Annotated in this window: 32 protein-coding genes and 1 pseudogene; 20 read left to right on the top strand and 13 right to left on the bottom strand. The window is 60.2% G+C overall.

The annotated features are described in order from the left end of the window. Positions 1-5: 5 nt before the first annotated feature. From ABIB06_RS38925 to ABIB06_RS24075, 4 genes and pseudogenes are all read right to left on the bottom strand, one after another. Positions 6-83, bottom strand: a pseudogene (locus ABIB06_RS38925) (class I SAM-dependent methyltransferase); the annotation flags it as partial. 135 nt (positions 84-218) lie between these two features. Further along, a complete protein-coding gene (locus ABIB06_RS24085; protein ID WP_354051184.1) occupies positions 219-818 on the bottom strand; it encodes an NADPH-dependent F420 reductase in 600 nt (199 codons plus the stop codon). A 32-nt stretch (positions 819-850) separates the two neighbouring features. Beyond that, the gene (locus ABIB06_RS24080; protein WP_354051183.1) at positions 851-1,603 is read right to left on the bottom strand and encodes an SDR family NAD(P)-dependent oxidoreductase; all 753 of its coding nucleotides are present in this window, start codon (positions 1,601-1,603) and stop codon (positions 851-853) included. Positions 1,604-1,653: 50 nt separating this feature from the next. Continuing rightward, on the bottom strand, positions 1,654-2,388 hold the full coding sequence (locus tag ABIB06_RS24075) for an SDR family NAD(P)-dependent oxidoreductase (protein WP_354051181.1): 735 nt from the start codon (positions 2,386-2,388) through the stop codon (positions 1,654-1,656). A gap of 269 nt (positions 2,389-2,657) precedes the next feature. Between ABIB06_RS24075 and ABIB06_RS24070 the strand changes: the two genes are divergently transcribed. From ABIB06_RS24070 to ABIB06_RS24005, 14 genes are all read left to right on the top strand, one after another. Then, the gene (locus ABIB06_RS24070) at positions 2,658-3,554 is read left to right on the top strand and encodes a LysR family transcriptional regulator (protein WP_354051179.1); all 897 of its coding nucleotides are present in this window, start codon (positions 2,658-2,660) and stop codon (positions 3,552-3,554) included. Positions 3,555-4,010: 456 nt separating this feature from the next. Beyond that, entirely contained in the window at positions 4,011-4,217 is a 207-nt protein-coding gene (locus ABIB06_RS24065) for a hypothetical protein (RefSeq protein ID WP_354125674.1), read from the top strand. Between the two features lie 6 nt (positions 4,218-4,223). Beyond that, the gene (locus ABIB06_RS24060; RefSeq protein WP_354125673.1) at positions 4,224-5,474 is read left to right on the top strand and encodes a tyrosine-type recombinase/integrase; all 1,251 of its coding nucleotides are present in this window, start codon (positions 4,224-4,226) and stop codon (positions 5,472-5,474) included. Between the two features lie 71 nt (positions 5,475-5,545). Next, positions 5,546-6,238: a hypothetical protein gene (locus tag ABIB06_RS24055; RefSeq protein ID WP_354125672.1), complete on the top strand. Its 693-nt coding sequence runs from the start codon at positions 5,546-5,548 to the stop codon at positions 6,236-6,238. A gap of 116 nt (positions 6,239-6,354) precedes the next feature. Further along, positions 6,355-6,600, top strand: a complete 246-nt coding sequence (locus ABIB06_RS24050) for a hypothetical protein (RefSeq protein ID WP_354125671.1) — start codon at positions 6,355-6,357, stop codon at positions 6,598-6,600. Positions 6,601-6,872: 272 nt separating this feature from the next. Further along, entirely contained in the window at positions 6,873-7,154 is a 282-nt protein-coding gene (locus ABIB06_RS24045; protein ID WP_354125670.1) for a winged helix domain-containing protein, read from the top strand. Further along, complete coding sequence (locus tag ABIB06_RS24040) at positions 7,151-7,381, top strand: hypothetical protein (protein WP_354125669.1); 231 nt, start codon at positions 7,151-7,153, stop codon at positions 7,379-7,381. The genes ABIB06_RS24045 and ABIB06_RS24040 overlap by 4 nt, the downstream gene beginning before the upstream one ends. A 2-nt stretch (positions 7,382-7,383) precedes the next feature. Continuing rightward, on the top strand, positions 7,384-10,245 hold the full coding sequence (locus ABIB06_RS24035) for a DUF927 domain-containing protein (protein ID WP_354125668.1): 2,862 nt from the start codon (positions 7,384-7,386) through the stop codon (positions 10,243-10,245). After that, the gene (locus ABIB06_RS24030) at positions 10,242-10,883 is read left to right on the top strand and encodes a hypothetical protein (protein ID WP_354125667.1); all 642 of its coding nucleotides are present in this window, start codon (positions 10,242-10,244) and stop codon (positions 10,881-10,883) included. The genes ABIB06_RS24035 and ABIB06_RS24030 overlap by 4 nt, the downstream gene beginning before the upstream one ends. Further along, positions 10,880-11,227 carry a hypothetical protein gene (locus tag ABIB06_RS24025; protein ID WP_354125666.1) on the top strand — a complete coding sequence of 116 codons (348 nt, stop codon included), beginning with the start codon at positions 10,880-10,882 and terminating at the stop codon, positions 11,225-11,227. The genes ABIB06_RS24030 and ABIB06_RS24025 overlap by 4 nt, the downstream gene beginning before the upstream one ends. A 69-nt stretch (positions 11,228-11,296) precedes the next feature. Then, a complete protein-coding gene (locus ABIB06_RS24020; RefSeq protein WP_354125665.1) occupies positions 11,297-12,403 on the top strand; it encodes a hypothetical protein in 1,107 nt (368 codons plus the stop codon). Between the two features lie 66 nt (positions 12,404-12,469). Next, on the top strand, positions 12,470-12,673 hold the full coding sequence (locus tag ABIB06_RS24015; protein WP_354125664.1) for a hypothetical protein: 204 nt from the start codon (positions 12,470-12,472) through the stop codon (positions 12,671-12,673). 9 nt (positions 12,674-12,682) lie between these two features. After that, a complete protein-coding gene (locus ABIB06_RS24010; RefSeq protein WP_354125663.1) occupies positions 12,683-13,129 on the top strand; it encodes a hypothetical protein in 447 nt (148 codons plus the stop codon). 13 nt (positions 13,130-13,142) lie between these two features. Next, the gene (locus ABIB06_RS24005) at positions 13,143-13,409 is read left to right on the top strand and encodes a helix-turn-helix domain-containing protein (RefSeq protein ID WP_354125662.1); all 267 of its coding nucleotides are present in this window, start codon (positions 13,143-13,145) and stop codon (positions 13,407-13,409) included. 679 nt (positions 13,410-14,088) lie between these two features. On the opposite strand, the gene ABIB06_RS24000 is transcribed toward ABIB06_RS24005, so the two are convergent. Further along, complete coding sequence (locus ABIB06_RS24000) at positions 14,089-14,238, bottom strand: ribbon-helix-helix domain-containing protein (protein ID WP_354125676.1); 150 nt, start codon at positions 14,236-14,238, stop codon at positions 14,089-14,091. Positions 14,239-14,533: 295 nt separating this feature from the next. On the opposite strand from ABIB06_RS24000, the gene ABIB06_RS23995 reads away from it, so the two are divergent. Together ABIB06_RS23995 and ABIB06_RS23990 are read left to right on the top strand one after the other, a co-directional pair. Then, entirely contained in the window at positions 14,534-15,499 is a 966-nt protein-coding gene (locus ABIB06_RS23995; protein ID WP_354125661.1) for a site-specific integrase, read from the top strand. A gap of 99 nt (positions 15,500-15,598) precedes the next feature. Beyond that, positions 15,599-17,482: an acyltransferase family protein gene (locus ABIB06_RS23990; protein ID WP_354125660.1), complete on the top strand. Its 1,884-nt coding sequence runs from the start codon at positions 15,599-15,601 to the stop codon at positions 17,480-17,482. A gap of 32 nt (positions 17,483-17,514) precedes the next feature. Here the strand turns inward: ABIB06_RS23990 and ABIB06_RS23985 are convergent, their stop codons facing one another. From ABIB06_RS23985 to ABIB06_RS23950, 8 genes are all read right to left on the bottom strand, one after another. Continuing rightward, the gene (locus ABIB06_RS23985) at positions 17,515-18,441 is read right to left on the bottom strand and encodes an ankyrin repeat domain-containing protein (RefSeq protein ID WP_354125659.1); all 927 of its coding nucleotides are present in this window, start codon (positions 18,439-18,441) and stop codon (positions 17,515-17,517) included. A gap of 269 nt (positions 18,442-18,710) precedes the next feature. Then, positions 18,711-19,442 carry a hypothetical protein gene (locus ABIB06_RS23980; protein ID WP_354125658.1) on the bottom strand — a complete coding sequence of 244 codons (732 nt, stop codon included), beginning with the start codon at positions 19,440-19,442 and terminating at the stop codon, positions 18,711-18,713. Then, on the bottom strand, positions 19,442-19,723 hold the full coding sequence (locus ABIB06_RS23975; protein WP_354125657.1) for a hypothetical protein: 282 nt from the start codon (positions 19,721-19,723) through the stop codon (positions 19,442-19,444). The genes ABIB06_RS23980 and ABIB06_RS23975 overlap by 1 nt, the downstream gene beginning before the upstream one ends. Before the next feature lie 436 nt (positions 19,724-20,159). Beyond that, positions 20,160-20,900, bottom strand: a complete 741-nt coding sequence (locus ABIB06_RS23970) for a hypothetical protein (RefSeq protein WP_354125656.1) — start codon at positions 20,898-20,900, stop codon at positions 20,160-20,162. Beyond that, positions 20,897-21,484, bottom strand: coding sequence for a hypothetical protein (locus tag ABIB06_RS23965; RefSeq protein ID WP_354125655.1), 588 nt, complete (start codon positions 21,482-21,484; stop codon positions 20,897-20,899). The genes ABIB06_RS23970 and ABIB06_RS23965 overlap by 4 nt, the downstream gene beginning before the upstream one ends. Further along, entirely contained in the window at positions 21,481-22,209 is a 729-nt protein-coding gene (locus ABIB06_RS23960; RefSeq protein ID WP_354125654.1) for a hypothetical protein, read from the bottom strand. Before ABIB06_RS23960 ends, ABIB06_RS23965 begins: the two co-directional genes overlap by 4 nt. Before the next feature lie 105 nt (positions 22,210-22,314). Then, positions 22,315-22,773, bottom strand: a complete 459-nt coding sequence (locus ABIB06_RS23955) for a hypothetical protein (RefSeq protein ID WP_354125653.1) — start codon at positions 22,771-22,773, stop codon at positions 22,315-22,317. 154 nt (positions 22,774-22,927) lie between these two features. After that, complete coding sequence (locus ABIB06_RS23950) at positions 22,928-23,308, bottom strand: hypothetical protein (protein WP_354125652.1); 381 nt, start codon at positions 23,306-23,308, stop codon at positions 22,928-22,930. 100 nt (positions 23,309-23,408) lie between these two features. On the opposite strand from ABIB06_RS23950, the gene ABIB06_RS23945 reads away from it, so the two are divergent. The 4 genes from ABIB06_RS23945 to ABIB06_RS23930 all read left to right on the top strand — a co-directional run bounded on the left by ABIB06_RS23945 (position 23,409) and on the right by ABIB06_RS23930 (position 25,111). Beyond that, positions 23,409-23,657, top strand: coding sequence for a helix-turn-helix domain-containing protein (locus tag ABIB06_RS23945; RefSeq protein WP_354125651.1), 249 nt, complete (start codon positions 23,409-23,411; stop codon positions 23,655-23,657). A 54-nt stretch (positions 23,658-23,711) separates the two neighbouring features. Continuing rightward, entirely contained in the window at positions 23,712-23,972 is a 261-nt protein-coding gene (locus ABIB06_RS23940) for a hypothetical protein (RefSeq protein WP_354125650.1), read from the top strand. Between the two features lie 421 nt (positions 23,973-24,393). Beyond that, entirely contained in the window at positions 24,394-24,819 is a 426-nt protein-coding gene (locus ABIB06_RS23935; protein ID WP_354125649.1) for a hypothetical protein, read from the top strand. Between the two features lie 10 nt (positions 24,820-24,829). Further along, the gene (locus ABIB06_RS23930) at positions 24,830-25,111 is read left to right on the top strand and encodes a hypothetical protein (protein WP_354125648.1); all 282 of its coding nucleotides are present in this window, start codon (positions 24,830-24,832) and stop codon (positions 25,109-25,111) included. The last annotated feature ends 69 nt before the right edge of the window (positions 25,112-25,180 follow it).

Genomic DNA, 25,180 nt, shown 5'->3' with positions numbered 1-25,180 from the left:
TGAAATGGGCCATCGACGAGGTCCGCCGAGACGGCTTCGACGTTCTCTCGGCCCGGCTCCTTCGCAAGCGGCCGCATGCGGCCTGCGTGTCGATGTACTCCCGGATGCTCGTCAGTCTGCCGTCCCGAACCGTAGTCATTTCTCCATTTCGCTCGGATCGGATCGCGCTCGATCCGATTCCATGCGTCGTGTCCCCAACGGTGGGGACGTCGTGTTCATCAGTCGAACTTGACCAGGTCCTTGAAGATCAGTTGACCCCAGCTATTTCCGCGCGCCTGCACAAGCAGTCCTCCTTCCGAAAGCCCGCCGAGTTTGATCGGCGCGAAGCCGAGCTTTTCCGCAAGCGCGCCAATCTCCGCGGCGGCAGCGTCATCGTCGCTCGCCAGGAACACGACTCTCCTGCCACCATGTGCGGCCGGATCTTGGCCGAGGACGGCAGCGCCCAAATGGTTGAAGCCCTTGACCAGTCTACCGCCAGTGAAGGCCTGCGCGACGGCCTTGGAAGAAGGCTGTCCTCCCAGTTTCTCAGGGGGCACGCCGTAGGCATTGGTCACATCGACGATGGTCTTCCCCTGCCAGGTGGGCAGCGCCTTCGCGACCTCCTGGTGCGACTCGAAACGGACGGCCAAAAAGATTGTGTCCGCCTTGGCCGCTTCGGCCAGCTTTTTGGGAATGATCGTGGGTCCGATCGCGGCCGCGACGGATGCAAAGCTTTCCGGGTCGCGCGTCGTTGCAACGGATACTTCGATGCCGTTGCGGGCAAACGCCCTGGCCAGAGCCTGGCCGATATTGCCGAAGCCGATAATTGCGTAGCTCATGATGTTTCTCCGATCTAGTGTTGATGCCGGGGTCAGACCTGCGCCATGCCGCCATCGACGGCGAGATCCACGCCGGTGATGAAAGAGCTTTCATCGGAGGCGAGGAACATGACGGCAGCCGCGATTTCCTCTGGCTTGCCCCTGCGACCCATTGGGATCTGTGAAGCAAATTGGCCCGCCGCTTGCTCGGCTTGCTCGGGGGTAAGGCCCGTCGTTGTCTCGAGGGCGGGGGTCTCGGTTGGTCCGGGGCTCATCGCATTCACGCGGATTTTGCGGTCTTTCAGCTCCAGCGTCCAAGCGCGCGCGAAGTTGCGCACAGCCGCCTTGCTCGCGGCGTAGGCGCTAAATCCCGGCAGCCCCAACACGTTCGACACCGAAGAGTTCAGGATAATCGAACCGCCGTCTTTGAAGAGGGGAAGCGCCTTCTGCACCGTAAAGAACAGCCCCTTCACGTTCACATCGAAGGTCTGGTCAAAATGCGCCTCGGTAGCTACCGCGAGCGGTGCGATCGTCCCCGCGCCCGCGTTCGCGAAGAGAATGTCGATGTGACCATGTTTCTCTTTCACGACGGCGTAGAGCCGGTCCAGATCTTCCAAGCGCGACACGTCGCCCACGACCGTCGTAACGTTCCGCTCGATGAAGGCTGTGGCCTCCTTCAGCTCTTTCTCGCGTCGCCCGGTGATCACGACGTGCGCACCTTCTTCCACGAAGCGCTTGGCTGTGGCCAACCCAATCCCGCTGCTTCCGCCGGTGATGACTGCGATCTTGCCTTCTAGTTTTTTCATGATCTTTTATCTTTCGTTGTGTGTGGGCCAGCCGCGGGACCGCGCCGGCGTCAGAGTTGCGCCAGGCCGCCGTCGACGGCGACTTCGCTGGCGGTCATGAAGCTGCTGTCCGACGATGCGAGAAAGGCAGCCACGGCCCCGATCTCCGCCGGATCGGCCATGCGCTGGAGCGGAGTCATCGAGGCGAAGACCTTCTGGCCCTCCTCGCCCAGCGCTTCCTTCGCGAGTTCGGTCGCAGTCGCCCCGGGCGACAGCACGTTGACCCGGATGCCGCTGCCTTTCAGGTCCTCCGCCCAGGTCCGCGCGAGGTTGCGCACGGCCGCCTTGCTCGCGCTGTAGGCGCTCATTGCCGGGGCGCCCGTGGTGCCGGCGCTCGATCCGGTCAGGATGATCGAACCGCCCTGACCCATCAGCGGCAGCGCCTTCTGGACCGTGAAGATCGTACCCTTCACGTTGGTGTCGAAGGCTTCGTCAATGTGCGCGGCGGTGATCTGGCCGAGCCGAAGCTGGCTTCCCGCGCCTGCATTGGCGAAGACGATGTCGAGGGTTCCGCGCTCGGACTTCACCGCCGCATAGAGTCGGTCGAGGTCGGCCTCATCCGAGACCGAGCCCTTCACCGCGCGGGCATTGGGCCCGAGGGCGGCGACAGCAGCGTCGAGCGCCTCCTGTCGGCGGCCGAAGATGAAGACGAAGGCGCCTTCTTCGATGAAGCGCTTTGCTGCGGCGCGCCCAATGCCGGTAGCGCCGCCCGTGATAACTGCAACCTTACCGTCTAGCTTTCGCACAACTTCTCCTTTCGTGATGTCGGGACAGCATCTGCCCCCGAGAACCTCGACATAGGTCCGTCGGCGTCAGGCGTTGAGTGCGGAAGCGCGCACATCGGTGGTGCGAAATCGATCCGGCCGGACGACTGACGACGGCCGCGGCGATCGGTGTCCGCCGTTCGGGAATTGGGCGGTGCTTGCGGGCATAGGCTATGATGACCGCCCGTACTGCTGTACGAGACGTTAGATACGGGCTTTGGAAGGCGCACCGCGCGGTGCGGGATCGCACCATGATCGACTGGGATGACGTTCGCTACTTTCTTGCCGTCGCGCGCGGAGGCTCGGTGCGGGCTGCCGCCGAGCGCCTCGGTGTGAATCACGCGACCGTGCTGCGACGCATCGCCCAGCTCGAGGAACGGCTCGGGGTCCAAATGTTCGAAAAGCTGCCTTCGGGCTACCGCCTGACGGCTGCGGGCGAGGAGGTCCTCGAGTTCGCGGACCAGATGGAAGCGTCGTCGCACCTGCTGGAGACGCGCGTCTTCGGGCGCGACCAGAGCGTGCGCGGGCTTCTGCGGGTGACGCTGGCGCCGCCGCTGGCGACACACCTGCTCATGCCGGACTTCGCCGACTTCGCGCGTCTGCATCCGGACATCGAGATGGAAATCCTGTCGTTCGGCGAGCTGGCAAATCTGACCAACCGAGAGGCCGACGTCGCGATCCGCGTCGTCTACGACCGCAAAACCCTGCCGCTCAATCTTCACGGCATGAAGGGACCGGAGCTGTTCGGCGGCGTCTACATGTCCAGGGATCGACTAGCCGCGTGGCGTACGGGCGCGCCGGATCCCATCCGGTGGATCGTCATCAGCATTCATGGAATACCCGACTGGGCCAGCGAGGGTGAGGTTCGCACCACGGGGGTTCCGTTCAGGATCACGGACGCCGAGGCGCAGATCGTTGCAGTACGGCAAGGGCTCGGGATCACGACGCTGCCGTGCTTCATTGGCGATGCCGACCCCCTGCTGGTGAGGGTGCCGGGCACCGACCTGCACATGTACGGAACGCTCTGGCTTCTCACACACGGGGAGACCCGCAAGACGAAGCGCGTGCGGCTCTTCACGGAGTTCGTATCCCGCAGGCTCGCCGCATACGCTCCGCTTCTCGCGGGACTGTCCCTATCGCGCGACTGACGCCCGGCAGGTCGCCGGCGATGCTTGCATCCTTTCGTCGCAACATTTAGATCGCACCCGATTTAACCGGATACGATTTATATCGGGACGATATCGCAAACTCCGGAGGGATCCATGAGCCGTTTCCGAAAGCCTGCATTAAAGGAAGCAAGGATGTGCTGGAGAGAGCCGAGCTGGCCAGTCAATCGGGGCCAAACCGCATTCGGAGATGAGTACCAAATGGCGCGCCCGGAACGATTCGAACGTCCGACCCTCAGATTCGTAGTCTGATGCTCAAAACGGTGGGGGACGCATCAGAACGCTTGAACGGGGTCGGTTCTCGATTTATTCTCGTGAAATGTACCCCTCCGTTCCGCTCAGTCCCACTGCATCCCGCGATTTTGCGTCCCTGCTGTGTCCCCAGATTCGGGGACGTGGGAGACAGATAGCGGCAGTGCTTCAACCGGATCAATCGGCATGATGAACTACAGGGCGATAGCTCAAGCGACCTTGGCTTCCGCTAAGATTAACAAAGGTCAGCATTTTGACGCGCTGACCGACGATCAACGTGCCGCTATTCAAAAAGAAGCCGAACTGGTTTACCGGGTCAAATACGGAAAGCCGATGCCCGCGGCCTTCGTTCGCAAGCGGTATGAGCTTCTGCAGAAGCGCGCGAAGGTATAGCGCGCTGTGAAGAAGGTGCTGACCGACGCCTATTGCCGCGCGATCGAGCCGCCTAGCGAAGGCCGGCTCGAGGTGGCCGACATGCGCTGCGCCGGCCTCGTGCTGCGCGTGACCAAAGGTGGGGCCTCCTCCTGGGCGTTCCGATTCCGCGATCCTCTCACCCGGCGAACGTTGAGAGCCACCATCGGCAACTATCCGGACATCGGGCTTTCCAAGGCCCGCACGGAAGCAGACAGCATGCGCAAGCAGGTAGCTGCCGGCACCAACCCTGTTGAGGCGAAACGAACGGAAAGGGCCGAAGCCGGATCGCGTGATTTCGAGGTGCTGGCAGAGAGGTACATGGTCGAGCACGCGGCGCGGCACAAGCGCCCGCGCTCAGTCGACGAGGACCGCCGGAACCTCGACAAGCATGTGTTGTCGAAATGGCGGAAGCGCGACTATCGAAAGATCCGGCGCGCCGAGTGCATCGATCTCCTGGAAGGCATTGTTGCTGCCGGCACCCCGACCGCCGCAAACCGCGTACACTCGCTTATCTCAAAAATCTTCTCCTTTGCCGTGGACTGCGACCTCCGGGAGGACAATCCCATGTCGCGCCTAAAGAAGCGGGGTGCTGAAAAGACCGGGAAGCGAGTTCTAGATGACGACGAGCTGCGTGTGTTCTGGCGGAGCGCGGTCGAAAAGCCGATATCACATCGGACCGGTTTGGCCCTCCGGCTCGCGCTCCTGACTGCCGGCCGGGCGACTGAGATTGCTGGCGCTGCCCTTGCTGAGTTCACGCACCTCAACCAGGCGAAGGCCGCCGGCTGGACGATCCCCGCCGAGCGGGTGAAGAACAAACGCGACTTCTTTTTGCCGCTCTCCCCGCTGGCGCTGGAAGTTGTGAGGGAGGCTATGTCTCTCCTGCCGGATGGAGCGGAAGTTCTGTTTCCGTCTCCGCGATCCAAAGACAAATCTAAGCCAATCAGCGGGCACGCCTTAACGGTCGCTATGGCCCGGCTCGCCAAGACAATGGACGGCAAGTGGATTGAAGATCCGCCCTCCCCTCACGACCTGCGCCGGACCGTTGAAACCCGAATGTCAGCTCTTGGCGTCAAGAAAGAGGATCGGGATGCATGCTTGAACCACAAGGCGCGCGACGTGGGATCCGTGCACTATGACATGTATGAGCGTCAGAAGGAAAAGGGCGCTGCCTTCAATCGGTACGCGCGCGAGATAGCCAGGGTTTTGGCGGAAGCGCCGAAGAACCGGCGCGGCTAGGGTAGCTCCCGAAAAGCTGGTCCGCACCAGCCTGCCGCGCCGTCACCATGCGGAGCACTAGCGGAGTGCAAATGGCACGATTCTACCCGAAAGGCTTCATCGGATCGGAAGAAGCGATACTGAAAATTGCAAAGACCCGGGATCCCGAGCGGTGGGGGGACGATGCCATGTCGTCAGATGAGAGGCAGGTTTGGAACGCGCTCGGCAAGTCTCTCAATGCGACATTTATCTATAATCACCTGCCCTATCACGTCAAAGAAGCGGACCGCGCTGAAGGGACCATCGATCGTTATTGCGATTTCATGGAGGCCTTATCTGAGTTGCGTAAAAGCCTCTTTGCTGGCGAAACGGTCGCCTATTTTTGTGAAGACAGCGGCAAAATGAAACACGTCTTGAAGGAGGGGTGGGGCGGCGACGAGGGTGACGACATTCTGTTAAAGGGCACCGTTACCCTAGAGGGCGGCCTTTGGGACCGGGTAATCCTCCTTAAGGCCTCCGATATTGAATTCCTCGCTCGCTCACTCCCGCCCGCATGGTCGTCCGGGGGCAAGGTGGAGCTGGCAGAGCGGATCACCGGGGCCGGCGCGAACGACAAGAAGCGTCAAATCTATAAGGCTTATCGGGACGCCTTGGATGACGTGATCCCAACGATTGTAGATGACGTGGCGGCGATGAAATCGCACGGCATCAGCCGTCAGGATACTCGCTGGCTGAGAAAGCAATTTCCTTCCCGTCCCCGTGGCCGGCCGAAAATGAGCGGTTAAAACTAGGCCGCATTTCAAATAGGCGGGTGGACCCGCCTATATTGTCGGCGCATTTCTTGGCTTCCTAGTGTCGGTGCATCCCCCGCGGTTCGGCGGGACAAAAGCAGGATGCACCGATGACCGATAGCAAGTCACTCCCTGGCGGCGGAGCCAAAATTTCCGCGATCCAATTGCCCATAGCCTATACGCCGGAAGCCGCAGCGGCGGCGACCGGCCGCAGCCGCACGCGCATTTACAAAGCCATCAAAGACAAGGAATTGACCGCCCGTAAGGACGGCAAGGCGACTCTGCTCGAAGACACCGAGCTGCGCCGCTGGGTTCATTCATTTCCGGCCATCGGCCGCGAAGCAACCGCCGCTTGATCCCATCCCCAAAAGAAAACCCGGCAGCTCGGCTTTTCCTGGCGGGACAGCGAGCGCACCGGGCCTTTGAGAGGCTTAACAGTGCAGACACATAGCAAGTCGCTTCACCCAATCCAAGACCTTTCCGGCCTTCCGCTCTTCGACTGGCGCACGGCAGTTGTCCGCAAGCCCGTCACCAGGGCGGGGCAATACCTCGTTTCGCGATATCCGCTTCCTTTCGGCCATGCCGATCTGATTGCAGCCCTTGCCGGGATCGGAGGGGGGGCCGAGCGATGACGGACAAGATCAGGATAAAACTCCCCGACGGCTCGCTTCAGACCTTCGCCGGCCGTGAAGCTTGGACGCTGCGTCATCTCGTCAATGCAGGTCCGCGTGGCCTCACAACCATCGACCACCCCGCGCCGCGCTGGAGCCACTACGTCTACAAACTTCGTAAGGCCGGCCTTGTCATTTCGACGGGATACGAAGCGCACACGGGTGACTTCCCAGGCACCCATGGACGCTACAAGCTCGAGACGGCGGTTGAGGTTGTCCCGGTGGAGCGCTCATCATGAGCGCCCCTCCGCTAATCCTCAGAACACTCACTGTTTGCTGTGGTCGCGAAGTTCTTGGCTTCATTCATGATCTAGGGCGCAAGCGCTTCTCAGCGTCGCTTCCGTCCGGCTGCGCCGTGCCCGGTGTCTTTTCATCATCCTCCGATGCCGCCCAGGCAATCGACGATGCACGCAAGAATGCGCAGGACAGCGAGCCGCCCACCGAAACATTCAAAGGAAAGTTCTAAACATGGGCGCCATCAATAACGCCTTCGCACGTCATGAGCGCGTGGACTTTAGCGCGGTGAGCTCGGCCGCTCTCGGTGCCCTCGACTTCATCGTTCCGAAGTTGCTGCCGGGCGGTTACCGATCGGGCGCGGAATGGATATCGCGCAATCCAACCCGTTCGGACGGCCGACCTGGCAGCTTCAAAGTGAACATGAACAACGGTGTTTGGAGTGACTTTGCGACGGGGGATAAGGGCGGCGATGCCATCGATTTAGTCGCCTATCTCGAGGGTAAGTCTAAGCTCGACGCGGCTCGTGATCTGCAAACCTTGCTGAACGTCAAACCGGCCGAGGGTTCGTCAACGCTGACCGGCAACATGCGCTCGGCGCCGAACAGGACGGACAAGGTTGCGGCCGAGCCGAACGGCGCGCGCGTCGCTCCTTCCTCGTTTCCATCTCGCACTCAGCCGGATCAGGACGGCAAGCCTCGTTTCGTCGCGGCTGGCGACGAAGGCCCGCGCATTCGCGACGACGAAAAGCGCCGGCACAGCTATTGCCGGGGTGGCGTGCCGGTCCGATTGAAGATCCTTCGCAAGGACGGCAACGCTTTCAACGTCTTCCGCGTGGCCGACACTGACGGCCGCACCGGGTGGCAGTACCGGAAGCCGGAAGGCTTTGAGAATGTGCCCTACTTCGTCGGTCCTGACCCATTCCGCGGTGAAGCGCCGCTGTTCTGGCCCGAGGGAGAAAAGGACGTGGACACTCTGGCGAAGGCGTCATTCAGCGCTTTCACCTTCGGCGGGACCGGAGACGGGCTGCCAACCGGATGTGCTGAGTATGCGCGCGGGCGCCACCTTGTCATTCCGGCCGACAACGATGACGCCGGCAGGAAGCACGCAGAAGAAAAGGCGGCGCTCGCCCATGGCATCGCCGCTAGTATCCGCGTGCTGCACTTCCCCGATACTCCTAAAGGCGGTGACGTGTCGGATTGGCTCGCGGCCGGCAAGACCAGCGCCGACATTTCCGCACTCATTGATGCGACCGAACTTTGGCCGCCCGAGCAGAAAGCGAGGGCGATGCCGGATGAATGTTCGTCGACCGCGCCGGACGATGGCGCCTCTCCCGAGGCAGAACATCCCAACCAAGAACGTATCGCCGGCCGCGCCGACCAAAAGAAGCAGTTGCCGCTCGGCTATAGCTTCTCCGACCGCGGCCTCATGCATCAGAACCCCGACGATCTGGACAAACCCGCAATTCTGATCGCTGGTCACTTCGACATTGTGGCTGAGACGCGGGACGGTGACGGCTCCAATTGGGGGGTGCTCCTCCGGTGGAAGGACCACGACGACCGCGAGCACCAATTTGCGCTGCCGCGTGCCACGCTCGCAGGCGATGGCTCAGAAGCCCGCCGCGCGCTCATGGAGGGCGGCTTTTTCATCGCGCCTAGCCAGACAGCGCGCGGTCTCTTCAACTCCTTCTTGCTTCAGGTTCGTAGCCCGAACCGAGCAAGGGCAACCCAGCGTGTTGGGTGGCACAGCAATTCATTCGTGCTGCCGGATGACTGCTTTGCGAACGACAAGCGCGACCAATTATTGTTGCAGAGCGTCACGGCTCACGAGCACTCGTTCCGTCAGGGCGGCACGCTCGAGAGTTGGCAGCAAAACGTTGCTCGCTACGCAGTCGGCAATAGCCGCCTGGTGCTTGCCATCTCCGCGGCGTTCGCTGGTCCGCTGGTAGGCCCGTGCTCGTCCGAGGGCGGAGGCCTTCATTTCAAAGGCGCCTCATCGACGGGCAAGAGCACGGCGCTGCATGTCGCGGGGAGCGTCTGGGGCGGCGGGGATGCGAATGGGTTCGTTCGATCGTGGCGTGCAACAGCCAACGGGTTGGAAGGTGTTGCGCTCAGCCATTCGGATACGCTTCTTTGCCTGGACGAGCTCTCGCAACTCGCGGCGAAGGACGCGGGAGAAGCCGCCTACATGCTGGCGAACGGCTCGGGCAAATCGCGAAGCACGCGCGACGGATCGGCCCGCAGGGCAAGCAAGTGGCGCGTCCTGTTCCTCTCGTCCGGCGAAATCGGCCTGGCCGACAAGGTAGCGGAGGACGGACGGGGGAAGCGGATCGCGGCCGGTCAGCAGGTTCGCATTGTCGATATCGCGGCCGATGCCGGCGCCGGGATGGGCATGTTCGAGAACCTGCACGGGTTCGAGACAGCCGAAGCGCTGGCCCGGCACCTGCGAACTGCAACGCAGCAGCACTATGGCGTTGCCGCTCGGCATTACCTCGGTTCCATCGTTCCCGCGATTGAGGATCTTCGTCGGCAGATTGCGCCGATCATGGCGGCCTTCAGCACTCAGTTTGTTCCGAAGGGCGCAGACGGCCAAATCGAGCGCGTGGCCCAGCGGTTCGCGCTGGTCGCTGTTGGCGGCGAATTGGCCCAGCAGCGGGGCATTGTGCCGTGGAAGCCGGGCGAGGCCATCGCGGCCGCAGGCAGGTGTTTCAGCGATTGGCTGGCTGCGCGCGGCGGCCACGATGCTGCAGAGGTTCAGGACGGCCTGGAGCAGGTGCGTTCCTTCCTGCTAGCGAACGGCATGGCCCGATTCATTCCAGCTTGGGAAGCGGACCAAGATACTCGCATCCACCCGCGCGACGTTGCCGGCTATCGCCAGAAGGTGGGCGACGGCTGGGACTACTTCGTCACGACCACTGCATGGAAGGAAGAGATTTGCCGCGGGCTCGACGCCCGCCGGTTGGCGGCCACGATGGCGACGAAGGGCTACATGGACGCGCCCGATCCAGCGCGCCGCGCGAAGCATGTGCGGGTCCCCGGGCACGGTCAGTTGCGCCTCTATCACATCGTCTCCCAGCTCCTGGAGGACGGCGAATGACGCATAGCTTTCCGGACTTCACTTCTCACGTGCTCGACCTTCTGAAAAATACTGGTCCCACTGGTCCCACTGGTCCCACCCCAAGCAACGCGTTCATTTCAAAAGAAAAAGTTGGGACCAGTCACGAAACGGAGGTGGGACCAGTTGATTTTGACTGGTCCCATCACGGCGCAGTGAGTGGTCCCGGCAAATGTGCAATCGATCAATCACTTAACGAGGGTGGGACCAGTGGGACCAGTGGGACCACTAATTTTGCAGGGGCTGAAGTTGAGGGCGAGCGAGGCGGCGCGCCGGCAGAATGGCATGCGATTTTGGGAGAGCTGGAGCAGCGAAATTGCCCCGATTGGATGAGCCCTGAGCGGTGGGATTTGCTCCTCGGTGACGCCGAAAACTTCCTCTCGCGATGGGGGCACGCGGCGCACGCAATAGGCTGGACAGCCCTCGACCTGTACGGGGTTCACCCTCTCGCGCCGGCCGCGCGCTTCGACGTGATGGGCTTTCTTTTCCTGATCCAGGGCGGCGGCGTGCCAGTCATCACTGCGTCGTCGGCATCAATCCATCGGAGGACGGGCGCGCATCTGACATACCGACGCCATGACACGGCCGGTGCGGTCCTGATCACAGAGGTGGTGGCATGAGGCCGCCCGAAGATCAGGTTTGCCGCACGTTGATCCCGTTCGACCGGAGAGAAGCTATCTCGGTCAAAGAGGCGGCCGGCCTGGCGGCCACGTCCGGAAACACAATTCGCAATTGGTGCATCAGGCACGGCATCGGGCGGCGCGTCGGCGGCGGAGTCTGGAGGGTGAGTAAGGTGGCATTGAAGATGCTGCTTGACGGCGACATGCCGGCTCTGGCCGCCTACGTGTACGGCGATCGATCAAGCGAGCTCGTCTTACTCTACTTCAGGCACTTCAACTTGAACCCGCAAGACGCTCAAAGTTCACATTCTTCACCAAAATCCCAAACTGAGCAAAAGCAATAGGCTTCGCATCGCGTGGTTGCGCTCAATCGAGCAACCTCCAACGCAGGTTAGCGCGATGGAAGCACAAGCATGGCACGATCGATTTTCGCATCTCCTGATGAACGACTTGACGAGACCGCGGCGCTAGGTTCGGCGCCCATGCTGATCAGCGCCGCCAAGCTGACTTTTTCGCTCCTGCTGGTGAGCTTCATAGGCATCTCGGGCCCAGCACGCGCGGCAGGCACGATCCCCGGCATCTCGATGACGCAGCAGCTTGACGAGTTCGCCAAGCCGCTGATCGGCGGAAAGTTGTTTTTGATCCAGGCGGGCACCGTTGGCGCACCGCAAAATTGCTATCAGGATGCGGCCCTGACGTTGGCGTGGCCGAACCCGATCACCCTCGATGCAGCGGGCCGGGTCCCGCAATTGTTCTGCGCTGACGGCTCGATCAAGATCAGGTTGACTGACCGAAATGGAGTTCAAAAGCTCGTTCAAGATGGGCTCCTCATCGTGGGGCCGTCTGGCGGCGGCGGCGGCGGCGGCACTGTCGATCCAACGACCGTCCTCGCCACTGGTGATATGAAGGTTGCTTACGGCACTGGCATCCTCTCTGGCTTCGTCCGGGCGAACGGTAGGACTATTGGCTCGGCGACGTCGGGTGCGGCCGAGCGCGCAAACTCCGATGTGCAGGCGCTATTTGTCTACCTGTGGGGCGCGGATGCAAACCTTGCAGTAAGCGGGGGTCGTGGGACATCTGGCGCGGCGGATTGGGCGGCAAACAAAACCATCACGTTGCCTGATGCGCGGGGCCGCGGGATCGCTGGTCTCGATGACATGGGTAACAGCGCGGCGGGGCGTCTTACATTATCGTATTTTGGCGCCGCACCAACAACGCTTGGCGCTGTTGGTGGGCTGCAATATCATACCCTGTTGCTCAGTGAGTTGCCGACCGGCATTCAGTCGCAGAACGCTTCGTTCGGTATCAGCGTGACTTCGACCACCAGCGATATTGCGCATCGGTTTAGCTCGTTAGCAAGTGGCGCGAACATTGGCTTCGGTACCTACTCGGACGGGAACGTCACATCGACGGGGACCGTTTCAGCGGGCACCGTATCCTCTACCTCGAATAACACGAATGGCAGCGCGCACTCGATTGTGCCTCCTACGATCCTAGCCACAATCTACATCAAGATTTGAGGTCGCGATGGCAACCCGTTCAACGATGTCGCAACGCTCTGCCTGAAACTTTAGAGGGGAATTTCCATGATTACGCTCACAGTAAACTCTAAGGACGGCGCAAAATTCATAGCTCGCTTTCAGATAAAGCAGGGGGACCGCGATAGCTTCGTCTGGCGAGACGCGGAAGTGAACCAAGAGGTCGGACAATCCCAAGCGTACGGCCTGGATGAAAACTTCCGGCTGATTATCGAGGTGCCGGCGGCAGAGGTGGAACCCAAAAAAGAGTGACCCGCACCGATGCCGGCCGATGTGATCAACCGTCTAAAGCTTGGCGATGGAATCCCCGTCGCCTTTGCCGCGTGGTCGCCCGCACGCCTGCGCGAGTTCGCTAGGCTGGTTCAGTCAGAGGAGCCGAGCGCGGTTAGGGCCTGGCTGGCAGAACGCGGCGTCACGGTGCGAGCGAATGCCGGCGTCATCGAGACTTATAGCGCCATCATCGACGAATTGACGTCCTCCGCCCCCTACCATCGAAAGGCGGCGTCGGATTTTGACGCTCGGATGCTCAAGAGCAATTTGCCGAGGCTCACCACCAGTGCAGAGGGCGCGGCCGTCTTAGCCCTGACCTTGGAGTGCTTGACGAAAGCCAGGCTCGAGCAAACGCGCAGTGCCGCATGTGCATGGCAAGCCTCGTGCAGCCCGTATGCCCATTTCAGAGACTTCGCCAAGCGAGGTTTTAAACCGTGAGAGGGATCAAGCCATGGATGACCATTTCAAGAGCGCCAGCGGCGCAATTATGTCATCCCCCAAAAGGCCCGCGCCGCAAATGTTCAATGTGCAGGCCATTCGCGCGTCCTCCGGGATAGGGCAGACGCAACAGACGTTCGCGGACGCCATCGGCGTTCCGGTGAAGACGCTTCGCAATTGGGAGCAGGGTCGCAGGAAGCCAACCGGGCCCGCGCTGGTTCTGCTTCGATTGATCCACCTGAACCCGCAAGCGGTGATCGGCGCGCTTGAACGGAAATGAACGGGTAGAGCGCCACCGGCGGTTTGAATTTAATCAACCGAAATCAAAGCCAACCCGAGCATGCTAGCCGGTTGATCGTATGGCCGAAACTCGATCTTTCGCGCAGATATTTGCCAGCCCCTCCACCAGAGCAAATCAGAACAAAACTAAAGCAAATGAAAGCATCCCCGCACGCTCGGGACGGGGGTGGGGTAAAATCTCTTTGGTAAAGGAAATCAAAGGCCTGCCCGTTCAGAGCAATGGGCCTTTCGTGTCAGGAAATGTCAGGTCGACCAGAGCACTGACAATTTGAAAAATGCCACGTCCGCCGATGGCGTAGTTTCGAGACCAATACGCGCGCGCGCGAGGATCTGAGTGAGCAAATGTGAACCTCGGCATGACAAGTAATGACAACATTCCCGCGCTCGACGAATACGCCTCTGGCACATTGAGAGTCGTAAAAGCAGACGTCGTGCAACGAAGCTTCTCTTTGTTTCTAGTATGTGAATAAAGTGACAGGCAAAGGCGATGTCGCCTGTGTGCCTGCGCCTCTGGCGTAATTTCTGCGCAGTACGCGCGCCGGGTGCTTGGCAACAAATGGCAAGGTGTAATGGTAGGAAATGGTAGCTCGGCCCCCGGGGAGTCAGCTCTTGAAAGCCGTGCTGGGTCAGCGGTGTAGGCGATAAAATACTGCCGTTCTCTAATCGTCATCGAGCAGCGGGTTTGCCACAACCGGCCGCTTACCCCTCTTGCGCAACAAATCATTGAAGGCCTCGATTGCGAGCGCGTTCAACGTCGCATCGGACTCCGCGGCCAAGATCCTCAGCGCTCGCCAACCTTCCGGGTTCATTCTGACAAGTAGCGCTTTAAACGCCCCAGGGTCCCGGGACGCAAGACGGCCGGCTTTCTTGCGGGGCATGGCGTTGAGCTCTTGTGTGCCAGCTAAGACACCGCTGGGCGGCTGCTGACGCGGTTGGGTGGGGGTATCGAGCCTAGCTCGACATCGCCTGATGATACAGGGCATCAACAGGGTGAACCGCTGAAATGAAATCAAACAATCAAAAGGCAGCTCTGTGCTTGCGTGATAGCACGATATCAGATAGGTTCCGATAACTCTTCTTCTCGGAAGTAATGGAACTCAAGAAATGACCACGCTTCCTGTGCTTGCCGATCCGGCCCACGTCCCGGCCGCCCTTGCTCCCGAACTTGCTGCCGCCGTCGCGTACGCAAAAGCCGAGAAGGCACCCGCAACGCGTAAGGCCTATGAAACCGATTTCCGGTTATTCGGCGCCTGGTGCGAGGGGAAGTCAGCAGGCGTGTTACCGGCACTGCCTGAGACCGTGGCGGCCTATCTGGCGCACGGCGCGGCAGAGGGCGCGAAGGCTTCCACGCTCGGGCGGCGCCTCGCTGCCATCCGTTACGCACACAAACTGGCATCCCTACCAACGCCTACCGACTCCGAGGCCGTGAAGGCCACGCTGCGCGGCATCCGGCGCACCATCGGTGCCGCCAAGGTAAAGAAGGCGCCGGCTGTCACATCCCGGATCAAAGCCATGGTTGCCGTGTGCCCCGCCACAATAGCCGGCAAGCGCGACCGCGCGCTGCTTCTATTGGGGTTTGGCGGTGCCTTCCGCCGCTCCGAGCTCGTCGCGCTCGACGTCGAGCAGATCGAGGAGACCGCCGAAGGCCTGCTTGTGCTCATTGCCAAGTCCAAGACCGACCAGGACGCCGAGGGCGTCACCATCGCCGTGGCCCGGGGATCCGCCGAGGCCTGTCCCGTCGTCGCCTTACGCGAATGGCTCGACCTGGCTGGTATTGAAGCGGGCGCGGTGTTCCGCCCGATCAACAAGGCGGGGACGGTAAGCGTCGACCGCCTTACCGACCGGTCGGTTGCCAACCTTGTGAAGGCCTACGCGGCTCGAGCCGGGCTCGATGAAAGGCTTTTTTCGGGCCACTCACTGCGCCGCGGCTTCCTGACTTCGGCGGCGGCGGCCGGCAAGTCCATCTTCCGCATGATGGACGTGAGCCGCCACAAATCTGTCGATACCCTTCGCGGCTACATCCAGGAGGCAGAGCTTTTCAAGGAACATGCGGGAGCGGGGCTACTTTAAAGGACGCGCTGGCGCCGAAATGCTCGCTCGAAAGTTGCGCCTACTCGTGTTCCGCTTTATTGCTCGATGTTTCTGGAGGCGCCCGTTGGGCGCAGGGGCATGGGCAATCAGGAAAATATATATAGACCACACGTTGATGGCCTCCGCGCCGTCGCGGTCTCGCTGGTCGTCCTATACCACGCCTTTCCCTCTATCCTTCCCGGCGGGTTTATTGGCGTTGATATCTTCTTTGTCATATCCGGCTACCTGATCACGGGCATTATCGATCGGGATATTCGCCGTGGTCATTTCGATCTGATCGGCTTTTACGGTAGGCGCGCCCGTCGAATATTTCCGGCGCTTTTAGTCGTGCTCCTGGTCGTCCTGATCCTTGGTTACGGGTGGATGCTTCCCGACGCCTACGAGCAACTAGGCATCGATACGGTCGCTAGTGCGGCCTTCTCGGCGAACATCGCCCTCATGCTGCAGTCCGGTTACTTCGATGTGGAATCTGCAAAGAAACCTCTTCTGCATCTGTGGTCGCTCGGCATCGAGGAGCAGTTCTACCTTTTCTGGCCGTTGGCCTTGATGCTATCTGCGCGGCTCGGCGCAAACCTGTTTCGAGCGTCATTGCTCCTTGGCTTGGCTTCGTTCGCGTTGAGTTTGGCGCTCACCAGCCAGCATCCCGTCGCCGCCTTCTATCTGCCCTTCACTCGCGCTTTCGAACTGTTCGCTGGCGCCGCGCTTGCCTTCGGCTGGCGTGAGGCGAGAGAAGGGCGATGGCACGACGCTCGTGCATTAGCGGGCGCATTGTTGATCGGTCTGGCAGTCGCAATATTCGATAGCACTGTTCTATTCCCGGGCTGGAGGGCAGCGCTGCCGGTCGTCGGCACGATGCTTATGCTTTCCGCCCCTGGGGCGTGGGGTTGCCGCTACATCCTTTCCAGCCGGCCAATGGTGCGGATCGGGTTGATCAGCTATCCGAACTACCTCTGGCATTGGCCGCTGCTCGTCTACTTTGCGCTGATCAAGACTAACTCGCTCACAGAAATCGAGCGGGGCTTGATCATCTGTCTCAGCCTGTTACTGGCGTGGGCGACCTATCGGCTGATTGAATTGCCCATCCGGTTTGGCAGCGGCCAGCCATTTAAGACGCGGGGCTTGATCGCAGGCATGGCGGCAATGGCGGTCGCTGGCATAATTGTGATTCATTGGAACGGTTTCGAGGCGCGGTTGCCTCCGCAGGTGCGGGCGATAGCTTCCGTTCGGACGGATGGTGCTGGTTCGCGGGTTGGTGAATGCCTTCTCGATTTAAGCCAAAGAACGGATTACGCGGAAACGTGCGTCGATCGCGGTAAACATCCGATGGTTTTGCTATGGGGCGATTCGACTGCCGGCGCTCTCCTGCCAGGACTGCGCCGCGCCCAAGAGATGCGTGAATTTGGCGTTGCTCAATTTACTGCTAGCTCTTGCGTGCCCGATCTGAACGGCCCTGCGAATTGCCGTGAAAACAATGCACGAGTGCTCGAAATCGCGGTGAAGATGGACCCGGAGATTGTGCTGCTGCATGCCTACTGGGGTCTAAACTTCGATGGCATTGCCGGCATTGTGGCGGCCCTGAAACAGCGCACTCACGCCCGTATAGTGGTCCTCGGTCCGGTACCTGTCTGGCGTCGTGGTCTCCCTCAGGAGGCTATTTTGTATTATTTACGACATCAGGAATTGATCCCAGAGAGATCGAACATAGGAGTTTCCCTGAATTGGCAGGATGCCGCCATGCGGTCGAGGCTAGAACCGGTTGGAGCTGAATTCATCTCGGCTTGGGATGCTTTCTGCGACCATCGGGGATGTTTGACGAGGATTGGACCAACGGCTGCCGATCTTACCTCGAACGATACAGTGCACCTCACTGCCCACGCGTCTATTGTTCTAATGGCGGCGGTTATCGATAAGCTGCTTTGGGGGCAGCCGCTGTCCATGAGCGCTGAACCCTTTCTCCGATAGGTGTTTGCGGGATCGGTTACCCAGACAGATGCTCATTTTGCGGTAAGTATGGGAAGGAGCTCAGCGTGACTTTCCTTCGCGTAGTCTAATGGCGTTCTGCCATTGTCCGCTTTAGCGTCAACTCTCGCGCCGTGTCTCATCAACTCCCGAACCATTTCTGCGTCGCCGCTGCGTACCGCAATATGCAGTGCAGAATCTCCACCCTTGTTAGGCGAGTTTGCGTTTGCTCCGTTTGCGAGTAGCAGCCGCACGGCATCAACTGAAATGAGTGACGCCACGGCAACCGGCGAATCGCCAGGTGAGCCATCAAGAGCGTTGGCATTCAGATTTGGGTTAGCTCCCCCGGCAATTAGCACTTTCATCACATCCAAGCTGCGCGCCTGAATGGCTGCCACCAACGGGGTCATTTCGCGAGTTCGTTCACCCATCGGCCTCCCTCGTCCGTTAGGTGGGGCGCCGGCTTGCAAGAGGCCTTGCACGCATGCCACGTTTCCGTTCATCGTCGAGGTCTGCAACGCAATGGCCAGAGAATTAGGATCCTTAAGGGCGCTCTCCTCGAGCGAATCTCGCATCTCAGGAGGAAGGAGTGCGAGCTGAGGCAGGCAAGCCGTCAAAGACATGGCTTTCGGAGCCATCACTTTCTCGGTGTTAGTGATATTGGTGACGGTGGAATTGCTGTTATTGGAATTGTTCGTAGAATTCGCACCTTGGTTGACCGTAGAATTGTTGTTGTTGGAAGTGTTTACCGAATTCGCACCTTGGTTGATGGATGTGGCCTCTGCCGACTTCGGCCGATCAACTTTTGTTGGGGCAGTGATCGATACCCAATTGTTGATGAGCGCGGCCCCCAAAACTCCGGCCAGACCGATCGCGGCTACAATAACGGCCGTCCGGAAGCCGGGCCTATCGGGAGGTTGTTTCGCTGATTGCTCTGCTGGACCGCGCTGAATTGGCTTCATGGCTACCGTCCCCAAGACCAATATTTGGTTAGTGCGGTACAGCCGATTTTAGTTCATCTCTACGGCGAACAAAAAATTGAATGCACTCCAGCGTGTATATGCCGTTAGCTCGTGGCAAGGATGTCGCTCCTTTAATCCGAAGTGATAGGCCCGCCAGCGTGAACCGGCGGGTCTTTCCTCGCTTCGCAGCGGTGATACTGCGCCTAGGCCGGGCTCCCTCCAAGGGAAGAGAGCCCATGTTGTTCAGCAACGTGATCGCAAACGCACGCTCATCGTCGGCTCCTTGAGCGTTGCTCGTGAAGGCGAGGCAGTTGCGCGCCCGATGCCTTGACTTTGTGCCTGATCTTCCCGATCAGACGCAGCGCCGTCTTCATCTCTTCGGACGCGTCTCTGTTGTGACGAAGGAGCTGCCCTATAAAGCCATTGGCCTCGAAGTGCTTCGACACGAACGCATCGAACTCAGGATCGAGCTTCCGCTGTCGTTGCAATTTCTTCGACGTCGTGATGATCAACGAACGGTCCCGCTTGCCGCCACCAGCTGGAATACCATTACACATCTGTTGAAACGTAGCTCCCGCCACTGCGGCTGCCTTGATCTCCTCGACCTTCTGCGGTGGCATTGGACGACCTGCGCTTGCAGCGTCAGCGCATATCCTACAACGACGGTGTCCGATGGCATTGATGATGATCAGATTGTCTCCTATCATGCGATGCAGGCCCTTATAACAATACTCCTGCGTGCGCTGTCTCATTCCGCTATTGTCGCGTTTTTTGCGACTGACGTTCACCTTGTTGAGCATCGCTACCTGCTTTGCCCATACCGGCTGAAGGCCGCAGTGAACCCGAAAGCGCGACATCGGAACAACATAAGTCCCACGACTTGGCTCGGTAAGGTCCTTAATGGTCTCACCCTTCGTCTTCATCCGCCGCTCGAATAGCTTCACCAACCGTTGCGGCATGCCAGGCGCCATCGTGCGCCACTTCGGATCATAGTGTGGCATTAGGACCTCGTTGCGGTGATGGTTCGCAATTGCGGGCGGTTTAGCGCGTTGACTTCGACCTGCGGCAGATGCGACGTTGGGTCAATACCGTGATCGGAGAGGATCTTTGCGGCCTGAACCTGCAGCGTGGCGTGGCGCAGGATCTGGTCAGCAACTGCTACAACCGCGTTACTGCGCTTTGCCTCGGTTTCGATTTGCTCGGAACTTAGATCCTCGTTTCCAAGCCGTTCCAATTGCGCGTAGAGATGGTCGTTCAGGTCGGTTAGCCTGTTCTTTGTCATTTGGTCTTCCTTCGCTCAAAGCGCGAATTGCGCCTCGCCGAGACGAATCCTGAATCGCGGCGGCGCGTGGACGCGCTCAGCCATCAGGATTTCTCATTCAACGCGGACAGCACTTGAGTCGGCTGGGGCCCCGCCGCGGCCTCACTGACAATCCACGTCAGGCACCGTGTGATGCCGCGTAACCACGTCTCTCGTGTCGTCTCAGCGTCTCGCCCAGGCCAAGCCCAAACAGCGAGCGGAAGAACAGACACGTAGTTGAGCTGCCGGCGCAGGTCATCGACGGTGGGAGTTGCGGCAAAGAGAATGGTTTGGAGTGCGAACCATTCTTGGTGTTGGCCATCGGCTACCCGATGAAACTCTATCGCCTCGTCAAGCGGCCAATTGACAGGTACGAAGCGAGCGCCGGCCTTGAGTGGATCCGCGGTCGTTTGGGTGCTCATGCTTCGTCCTTCTCAGACAGGACGCGGCAGATGTCCCCGGCAATGCCGGGGCCGAGGCTGATGGACGCAAACTGCCTTGCCCGCTCATCTCCAGACCTAATCCACGCGTCATAGGCCTGCGCCTTGATCGTGATACCTTCCGGCGTCAGAGCCGAAAGCTTGGCAATGCGGCCAACGAGTTTTTCGAGCGCGTGGCAGGCGAGGAAGTGCGCACCGGAGGCCTTGCGATAGTCTGACCGCTCCAGCGCTGACTCGATGCCACGCTCATACCGATCAGCTATCGGCAATCGATCCTGCAGATACTCGAAGATTTCGAGCTCCATTCCGCGCTCTTCATCATCGAGGCCCTCGACATCGACCCAGCTTCTCAACTCCTGGGCCAGATAGCTGCTGGTGTGGTAGCGGCGCTGCGGGAAATGGCCCTCAGGGTAAACCGGTTCGCCGTCAGGGTCGGTTTCGCGCTCCCACTGCACGAAGTCCTCGCTGTAACTCGTCACCAAGAGAGCGGCTGGCAACTCCGGCGCGGTGGCATCATAAGCTTTTCGGGCCGCTTCTTTGGCGCGCTTACGGTGTTGGCAGACGGTATCCAACCTCATGACTTTCTGGCCGAGGCGCACCAGTGCAGGATCTTCCGCGACTTTCGGCTGGAGAACCGCAATCACGGGCGGCGCTGCGACGGCTGCGGCGACGGTGGAGGCCTTGGCGATTCTGAAAAGAGCTAAGCGACGCGTAATCATAGAACCTCCTCATTGCTAAAGCCGCCGCGGCAGCCGTCCACAGTCCATCCAAGAGAAAGCTCGAGCTCGTCGTGCGCGCCTTCGTCGTCGCATTGCCATTCGGTATCGTTGGCTTTGCCGGCCGCCCATCGCTCTTGATTGTCGGTATCGACGGAACCAAGGCTCGGCTCGTCCTCTGCCTCCTGCTCTCCGTCGTCGACGGCCATTGCGCCGGTCAATCGGCAATGCGCATTGACGCGGAAGCCATCCGCCGTCACGCCGCACAGCGACGGTTCAAGGTCGCTATTGTCAGCCTCCCGGTCGTCTGTAGTGCCAGCGCCGCGGGTCTGGTTGCCTTGCGACGTGTAGGATGGACCGTAGAAGCCGCCGCCGCTCACACTGATATTTGCTTCAGGAAAGCCAAGAGCCGGTTCTAAATCCGGGTCTATTTCGCTGGCATCGAGAAAGGCTATCAGCCGCTCGATTTCAGCCCGCGCCTGGTTGCGAAGGTTGCGGAGCGTGACGAGGGCCGCGCTCCTCCGCTCCGCCTGCAAGCGAATGTTTTCTGCGCGGCCTGCGTCCGGGATGATTGTGCTTACCGTCATGGCGTGTCGCCCCCCTTAACGGTATCGATCTTGAGGGAGCGCAGCACCGCGCTGGCGCGGCTTTTCAGCTTCGCTGTATTGAAGAAAATCGGTGAGCGCCCTCGTCCATCAGGCGTTCGGCAGCGAGTATTAACCGCGCTGTCAAATGGTCTGTAGAAAAGGGGATAGTCCCGCGCCCCGTAGACGTGCCAACCAATCGTCTCTAGTTCCTGGATCAGGAATGCTTGGTAGCGGTGGATCAGTCCAAACGCGGTGAGCTTGCGGCCACGTTGTAAGGCTGTGGTAGCCTTTGTGGGCAGGACAGGCGCAGTCGCTTTTTCCGCGCGACAAGCAAGCTGTTTGAGATCATCGATCTTAAGCCATTCGAGGTCGCCGCTATCCTGAGCTTGGCTTGCGATCATTCCCAAGACAGTGGCAACGTCGCGGCCATTGTTCAAATCGGCCGCGAGAGCTGCATTGAGCGTGTCCCATTGAGCATTGTAGAGCGCGTCATAGTGGGCGCTGTTGCTCGCTTCGTCCCCGCCCCGTTCGTTAATGAACACAGTGGAAAGCCGCATCGCCTTTGCGTGCAGAAGGGCAAGAACGGAAACAGGATAGCGCTCGAGTCCCGCGCCATTCGAGCCTGTGATGCCATAGATAGGATGAAGCGCGGTTGAGGTGACGTTCTGCTCGCTTGTCGCGGGCGCACGTCCCCGTTGCCGCGCGGTGGATACCGCGTTGCTCATGTCGTCTCTCGCAATGTGAGGGGTTATGAACGCAACTACTCGCTTGCAGCCGAGCGGTATGGTTCCGCCCTCGCCCGGCCGTTCGCGTCTATATAGGCAGGCCGGTTACTTCACCTCCTTTCGGGCTTGCCAACCGAACAGTTGGGGCCAAAGGGGGTCGAAGTGTTCGCAGAGCGCTTCAAACGCCGCGCGCGCTGCGCTTTCGACCAGATCGATATGCAGGCGCGGCCACACCGCTGTGGCTTGCACCTGGGGCGTCCAATGGCTCGATGAAAAGCCGCTGCGGACGCCCTCGATGGTCTCGTGGAAGTAGCCCTCGCATTGGCCGACTGTACCGAACCTAAGCGCGAGCATTCCGATTGCGCGCTGCTGCTCGAGCGAAAGCCGATCCCAAGCCCTGCCGGCATCGAACGATGCCAATTCATGAAACGTGGGCAGCCGATCCGACAGCGGAATTTCGGTGTCGGGAGCGGCGACTTCTGCGGGAGCCGGACCGCCGCGGCGTACGCCGACAATGGTTCTGGCACTCCAGATAGCCGCGCGCTTGCGCTCGCCCTTCTGCAAGAGAACGTCGACCATGCCGCGCGGGGTGCGAGCGCCAGCACTGACGCTGAGCACGACTTCTCCGGAGCCGGTCACGTCTCCACGTAGAAGGTGGCGCGCGGGGACCTTGACGAGTGCGGCTTGATTGGAAGGTGCGAGCATGGTCCGGCCCTCCTCATGCCCAACGCTGCGGGGGCAGTTCGAAGGCCGGTGCCATACCAGTGCGCGCCACGCGCGCCTCAGCAAAGCCGCTGCGCATCTGGAGCCCGAGGTAATAGCTGTAGGGGCGGTTCACGTGGTGGGCGCGACCGCGACACGAAAGCTCGTCGGCATAGTCCGCCTTCGCGCGGGCGTGGGCTTCGATCATGATTTTCGATAGAACGCCGGCATGGGGATGGCGCGGCTTGATACCGGCCGTTGCGTGCAAAGCCGCACGGCAGATAGCGGCTGCGGTGCTGTTGATCTGGTCCGCCTGTTGGTCTGTGAGGTTCGCGATGGTGAGGGTAATCACAGGCAAAGCTCCGCCGTTCACCCGAATGGTGTTGCTGTTCTTCATCGGTCGTCTCAGGGCTTGATTTGATTTGCACTAAAAGTGTAAGTTAGGGCACCTCAGGTGTCAACACCTCAGGTGTAATTATTTACCCCACAGGTGCAAATTGATATCATCTGATCAGATCCGCGGTGCGCGAGCGCTGCTTCGCTTAAGCCAAGCAGACCTTGCAGAAGCGGCGGACGTTTCCCTTGAGACAATCAAGCGACTTGAGTTGATGGATGGGGAGCTGAAGACGCGGCTAGAGACGCTTACCAAGATCAAGGCCGCCTTAGAAACAGCCGGCGTCGAGTTCATACCGGAGAACGGCGGCGGGGCCGGCGTCAGGCTGGCGAAGCGCGGAAAAAAGAAATGAGCAGGATGGGAAGACGTCGGTCGTCTCAGTTTGAAATTCTAGAGAGATAGGTACATGCCTGAGCTAGTTAGAATCGAATGGGTTGATAGTGGTCAGCCTATCCCCGGTTGGCAGTGGCTTTCCGAGGTGCAGGCCCGCAGCGCGCACAAGTGCGTGTCCGTTGGCTTCCTAGTGCAGGACGATGAGCAAACAAAAGTCCTCGCGCCGAACTTGAGTGCAAGTAACGGCGCGGAGGATTGGGATCAGGCGTCGGGACTTTTTACGATCCCCACCGTAGCAATAACCAAAATCGAAAAGCTTACTTCCGCCCTGTAGGCTTCTTATGGTCCGGACGCTGCGTGAGCGCAGAGGCCGAGAGTGTTTTGATTTCTTTGTTCGTCAGGGAGCCGGGCTTCTGTAGACCCTTTGAAGCAATGCTGCCGACACCTTTGCCGGTTTTCTCATTCTTACCCATAGTGGCGTTCCTTTTAGGTTGTGGTGCGACTCAGAGAATCGCTTCACGAGTATATCACCGCTGGGTATCGGCTATCAGTTGTCCACGCTTTTATAGAGCGGCGCTTACTTGTCGGGCCCTCGCGCTGATCGAGCAGGCAGCGCTACGCGCCGCGAATTGTCTCTGGCCGGGCCGAATGCGGGCTTTCCAAAGTCTTGCTTGACGAACAGGTGGCATTCCCGTCCGTCGAAGCTACAAAACCTAGCGGCTTGCGATTGAGCGCGCGCGGAGGAATCCTCCGGCATGAGCACCAAGTCGAGAGAGGTCATCTGGGGCGGCCAGATCATGGGCGCGAAGATCCGCGCCGAGGGGGCGCGCGAGCGCGCTAAGCACGCCATTCGTGAGGCGGACCGGGCTGAGGCAGAGGCGTGGTCGGTGCGGATGGAAGGATACGGGGGGCCGGCGCAACCGTCTCCGACCATTGCTCAATGCCTCAACGGCCGGATGGGCTGGCTGGAAGTTGAGTGCAACAGATGTAAGACGCGTGCGAGCCTGCCACTTAATGCAATCCGGCGGCCTCCAGAAACACCGATCTGGAAGCTGGAGGCTTCGCTCAAATGCCGGTCGTGCCGCAAGGGTCGCCATGCGCCCGGAGTCCATATGATAAAGCTGACCGAAAGCCAGAGCATTACGCCGTACAAGTGGGTACATCCGAACGAGGAACGGTGACAATCAGCCGATGATAAAATTCGCCGAACAGCGCCCTTTCGCTGACCCAGAAGCTGCAGCGCGCAAGCTGGTTGAGCTCGCAGCCAGCATCGAGCCGGTCCAGGACGGCAGGATCCACATTGAGAAAATCAACTATCCGTTTCTCTTCACGCTCAAGGGAAACGGTACGGAATTCGGTGCCGGTATCCGGCATGCCGTCGAAAAGGGCTGGCTTGATCTGCACGAAAGCGGGACTTATGTGCGGGTGCTGTCCCAGGGCGGGGATTTGTTGACCGGCAAAGGAACCCCATAAGGGGCATCTGCTTGAATCCGCGCCGGCTCACCGCCCGAGCTGGCGGAGCGGCCCCGGCCACCCTCAAGA

This window comes from Bradyrhizobium sp. LB8.2 (assembly GCF_040548035.1).
Lineage (GTDB): Bacteria > Pseudomonadota > Alphaproteobacteria > Rhizobiales > Xanthobacteraceae > Bradyrhizobium.
Note: the sequence above shows the minus strand (reverse complement) of the source record. Positions and strands in the feature narration are given on the sequence as shown.